The organism is Streptomyces sp. UH6 (assembly GCF_013421635.1).
Classification (GTDB): domain Bacteria; phylum Actinomycetota; class Actinomycetes; order Streptomycetales; family Streptomycetaceae; genus Streptomyces; species Streptomyces abyssomicinicus.
The window spans coordinates 1-4,373 of sequence record NZ_JACADT010000461.1; the positions used below are offsets into that span (position 1 = coordinate 1).

Below are 4,373 nucleotides of genomic sequence, written 5' to 3' on the forward strand. Positions count from 1 at the left end.
CCCGCGTACGGCCGGGCCGTGGCCGCGCTGGTGCCGTTCTCGGCGGCCTACTTCGGGCTGCTGATGGCCGTGCCGCTGTACTGGCAGCAGGAGCGCGGGCTGAGCGGCACCATGACCGGGCTGCTGATGGCGCCGCAGTTCCTGTGCAGCGGCACCGTGATGCAGTTCTCGGGCCGGATCGCCGACCGGCTGCCGCCCCGGCGCCTGGCGCTGCCCGGCACGCTGCTGGCCACGTCCGCGTACCTGGCGGTCGCCCTCCTGACGGGTGACGCGCAGGTACCGGTCGGCTGGGTGGTGGCGGCGCTCGGGGTGCTGGGCGTGGGGGTCGGGCTGGTCAACATGCCGCTGATGACGGCCGCCACCCAGGGGCTGTCCGGCCCGGAGACCGCCGGGGGCACCACCGCCCTGAACGTGGTGAGCCGCCTCGCCGCCGGCGCCGGAACCGCGCTGTTCGCCCTGCTCCTGCCGGCCGGGGACGGCTTCCGGACGACGCTGCTGTGCGGGGCGGGGCTGATGGCGCTGACCGTGCCGGCCGTCCTCCGGCTCCCGGACGACACCCCGTCCTGACGCCCGCCGGCACCGCGACCCCGCATACGTCGGCGGCCCGCACACGGCGGCGCCCCGGACCGGAAGGCTCTTCCGGTCCGGGGCGCCGCCGTGTGCGGTCGCCGAGGGGCTCAGCCCTCGCTGACGCCGAGCTTCTCCAGGATCAGTTCCTTGACGCGGGCCGCGTCGGCCTGGCCACGGGTGGCCTTCATGACCGCGCCGACCAGCGCTCCGGCCGCCGCCACCTTGCCGCCGCGGATCTTGTCCGCGACACCCGGGTTGCCGGCGATCGCCTCGTCCACGGCCGTGCCCAGCGCGCCCTCGTCGGAGACGACCTTCAGGCCGCGCTTGTCCACGACCTCGTCCGGCGTGCCCTCGCCGGCGAGCACGCCCTCGATGACCTGGCGGGCCAGCTTGTCGTTGAGCTCGCCCTTGGCGACCAGCTCGGACACCCGCGCCACCTGGTCCGGGGTGATCGCCAGCTGGTCGGGCGCGACGCCCGACTCGTTGGCGCTGCGGGCCAGTTCACCCATCCACCACTTGCGGGCGGAGGCGGCGTCCGCGCCGGCCTCGATCGTCCGGACGATCAGGTCCAGCGTGCCGGCGTTGAGGATGGCCTGCATGTCGGTGCCCGACACGCCCCACTCCTCGCGCAGCCGGTTGCGGCGGGCCAGCGGCAGCTCCGGCAGCGAGCCGCGGATCTCCTCGACCCACTCGCGGGACGGGGCGACCGGGACCAGGTCCGGCTCCGGGAAGTAGCGGTAGTCCTCCGCCTCCTCCTTCACGCGGCCCGAGGTCGTGGACCCGGTGTCCTCGTGGAAGTGGCGGGTCTCCTGCACGATGGTGCCGCCGGAGGACAGCACCGCCGCGTGCCGCTGGATCTCGAAGCGGGCGGCCCGCTCCACCGAGCGCAGCGAGTTGACGTTCTTGGTCTCGCTGCGGGTGCCGAACTTCTCCCGGCCGTGCGGGCGCAGCGACAGGTTGACGTCGCAGCGCATCTGGCCCTGCTCCATGCGGGCCTCGGAGACGCCGAGGGCACGGATCAGCTCGCGCAGCTCGCGCACGTAGGCGCGGGCCACCTCGGGAGCGCGCTCACCGGCGCCCACGATGGGCTTGGTGACGATCTCGATCAGCGGGATGCCGGCCCGGTTGTAGTCCAGCAGGGAGTGCGAGGCGCCGTGGATGCGGCCGGTGGCACCGCCGACGTGCAGCGACTTGCCGGTGTCCTCCTCCATGTGGGCGCGCTCGATCTCGACGCGGAAGGTCTCCCCGTCCTCCAGCTGCACGTCGAGGTAGCCGTTGAAGGCGATCGGCTCGTCGTACTGGGAGGTCTGGAAGTTCTTCGGCATGTCCGGATAGAAGTAGTTCTTCCGGGCGAAGCGGCACCACTCGGCGATCTCGCAGTTCAGCGCGAGACCGATCTTGATTGCCGACTCCACGCCGGTCGCGTTGACGACCGGGAGCGCGCCGGGCATGCCGAGGCAGGTGGGGCAGGTCTGGGTGTTCGGGTCCGCGCCGAGCGAGGTCGAACAACCGCAGAACATCTTGGTGTTGGTGCCGAGTTCGACATGGACCTCGAGGCCCATGACGGGGTCGTAGGACGCCAGCGCGTCCTCGTACGACACCAGGTCGGTCGTGGTGGTCACGGTGAAACTTCCCTCTCAGCCCAGCAGGACGTCGTCGTCGCCCAGCTGCTTCAGATCGCGCAGCAGGAGGGCGAGGCCGGTGACGATGGCGACGCCGGAGACGGCCGCGTCCAGCAGCCGCAGGGTGTCGCTCTCCGTACGGGCCTTGCGGATCTGCTTGACGACCGTCACGGCACCGAAGGCGGTGGTGGCGATGGACAGGTAGGTCCCGGTGCGGGACTTCTTGAAGCCCTTGGCCTTGTTCAGCGAGTTCACAGTGACGGAGCCTCCTCGAGGAGCGGGTGTCCCCACCTTTCCACGAAGGCGGCCTCGACCGCTGCCCCGACCTTGTAGAGACGGTCGTCCTTCATCGCCGGGGCGATGATCTGCAGGCCCACCGGGAGGTTGTCCTCCGGCGCGAGACCGCAGGGCAGCGACATGGCCGAGTTGCCCGCGAGGTTGGTCGGGATGGTGCACAGGTCGGCCAGGTACATCGCGATCGGGTCGTCGGCGCGCTCGCCGATCGGGAAGGCGGTGGTCGGCGTGGTCGGCGACACGATGACGTCGACCTGCTCAAAGGCCTTCTCGAAGTCCCGGGTGATCAGCGTGCGGACCTTCTGCGCGCTGCCGTAGTAGGCGTCGTAGTAGCCGGAGCTGAGCGCGTAGGTGCCGAGCATGATGCGGCGCTTGACCTCGTCGCCGAAGCCGGCCTCACGGGTGAGCGAGGTGACCGACTCGGCCGAGGCCGTGCCGTCGTCGCCGACGCGCAGGCCGTAACGCAGGCCGTCGAAGCGGGCCAGGTTGGACGAGCACTCGGAGGGCGCGATCAGGTAGTACGCGGAGAGGGCCAGGTCGAAGGACGGGCAGTCCAGCTCGACGATCTCGGCGCCCAGCTCCTTGAGCAGCTCGACCGACTCCTCGAACCGCTGCACCACGCCGGCCTGGTAGCCCTCGCCGCGGAACTGCTTGACCACGCCGACGCGCATGCCGGCCACGGAGCCGTTGCGGGCCGCCTCGACGACCGGCGGGACCGGGGCGTCGATGGAGGTGGAGTCCATCGGGTCGTGGCCGGCGATCGCCTCGTGCAGCAGGGCCGCGTCGAGGACGGTGCGGGCGCAGGGGCCGCCCTGGTCCAGGGAGGACGAGAACGCCACCATGCCGTAACGGGAGACCGCGCCGTAGGTCGGCTTGACGCCGACCGTGCCCGTGACGGCGGCCGGCTGGCGGATGGAGCCGCCGGTGTCGGTGCCGATGGCCAGCGGGGCCATGTACGCGGCGAGCGCGGCGGAGGAACCGCCGCCGGAGCCGCCGGGGATGCGGGTGAGGTCCCACGGGTTGCCGGTCGGGCCGTAGGCGCTGTTCTCGGTGGAGGAGCCCATCGCGAACTCGTCCATGTTGGTCTTGCCGAGGATGACGACGTCGGCCGCCTTCAGGCGCTTGACCAGCGTGGCGTCGTACGGCGGGATCCAGCCCTCGAGGATCTTGGAGCCGACCGTGGTCGGGACGCCCTCGGTGGTGAAGATGTCCTTCAGCGCCAGCGGCACGCCGGCCAGCGGGCCGAGCTTCTCGCCGCGCTCGCGCTTGGCGTCGACCTCGCGGGCCTGCGCGAGGGCGCCCTCGCGGTCGATGTGCAGGAAGGCGTTGACCTTCTCGTCGACGGCCTCGATGCGGGCGAGGTGGGCCTCGGCCACCTCGACGGCCGTGAGTTCGCCGGAGGCGATCTTCTCCGCGGTCGCGGCCGCGGTGAGCCTGATGATCTCGGACTTGGTGATCTCGGTCATGACTACTGCTCCTCACCCAGGATCTGCGGCACCTTGAAACGCTGCTGCTCCTGGGCAGGGGCGCCGGAGAGCGCCTGCTCCGGGGTGAGCGAGGGACGGACCTCGTCCGCCCGCATGACGTTGGTCAGCGGGAGCGGGTGGGAGGTCGGGGGCACGTCTTGGTCGGCGACCTCGCTGACGCGGGCGACCGCGCCGATGATGTCGTCGAGCTGGCCTGCGAAGTGGTCGAGCTCTTCGGGCTTCAGCTCCAGACGCGCCAGCCGGGCGAGGTGGGCGACCTCCTCGCGCGTGATGCCAGGCATGCAGCGATCCTCTGGGGTGAGAGTTCTGTGTGGTGTGGAACCCCAATCCTATGGCTCGCGGACGGCCCGCCACGCACCGGTTTCCCCGGGGCCCCCTTTCGGGTTCCGCGGCACGGCGC

At 71.5% G+C, this 4,373-nt stretch carries 5 protein-coding genes; 1 reads left to right on the plus strand and 4 read right to left on the minus strand.

All coding sequences use genetic code 11. The features are described from left to right. Positions 1 to 567 (plus strand): MFS transporter (locus tag HW445_RS19910; RefSeq protein ID WP_180222349.1); only part of this gene is annotated, 567 nt, incomplete at its 5' end. A 110-nt stretch (positions 568 to 677) separates the two neighbouring features. On the opposite strand, the gene gatB is transcribed toward HW445_RS19910, so the two are convergent. The 4 genes from gatB to gatC are packed head-to-tail and all read right to left on the minus strand — an operon-like array spanning position 678 to position 4,254. After that, positions 678 to 2,192 carry an Asp-tRNA(Asn)/Glu-tRNA(Gln) amidotransferase subunit GatB gene (gene gatB / locus HW445_RS19915; RefSeq protein WP_151771110.1) on the minus strand — a complete coding sequence of 505 codons (1,515 nt, stop codon included), beginning with the start codon at positions 2,190 to 2,192 and terminating at the stop codon, positions 678 to 680. Positions 2,193 to 2,207: 15 nt separating this feature from the next. Continuing rightward, positions 2,208 to 2,447 carry a hypothetical protein gene (locus tag HW445_RS19920; RefSeq protein WP_151771111.1) on the minus strand — a complete coding sequence of 80 codons (240 nt, stop codon included), beginning with the start codon at positions 2,445 to 2,447 and terminating at the stop codon, positions 2,208 to 2,210. Continuing rightward, positions 2,444 to 3,952 carry an Asp-tRNA(Asn)/Glu-tRNA(Gln) amidotransferase subunit GatA gene (gene gatA / locus HW445_RS19925; protein ID WP_180222350.1) on the minus strand — a complete coding sequence of 503 codons (1,509 nt, stop codon included), beginning with the start codon at positions 3,950 to 3,952 and terminating at the stop codon, positions 2,444 to 2,446. The genes HW445_RS19920 and gatA overlap by 4 nt, the downstream gene beginning before the upstream one ends. 2 nt (positions 3,953 to 3,954) lie before the next feature. Further along, positions 3,955 to 4,254, minus strand: a complete 300-nt coding sequence (gatC, locus tag HW445_RS19930) for an Asp-tRNA(Asn)/Glu-tRNA(Gln) amidotransferase subunit GatC (protein ID WP_108954271.1) — start codon at positions 4,252 to 4,254, stop codon at positions 3,955 to 3,957. Positions 4,255 to 4,373: the final 119 nt, after the last annotated feature.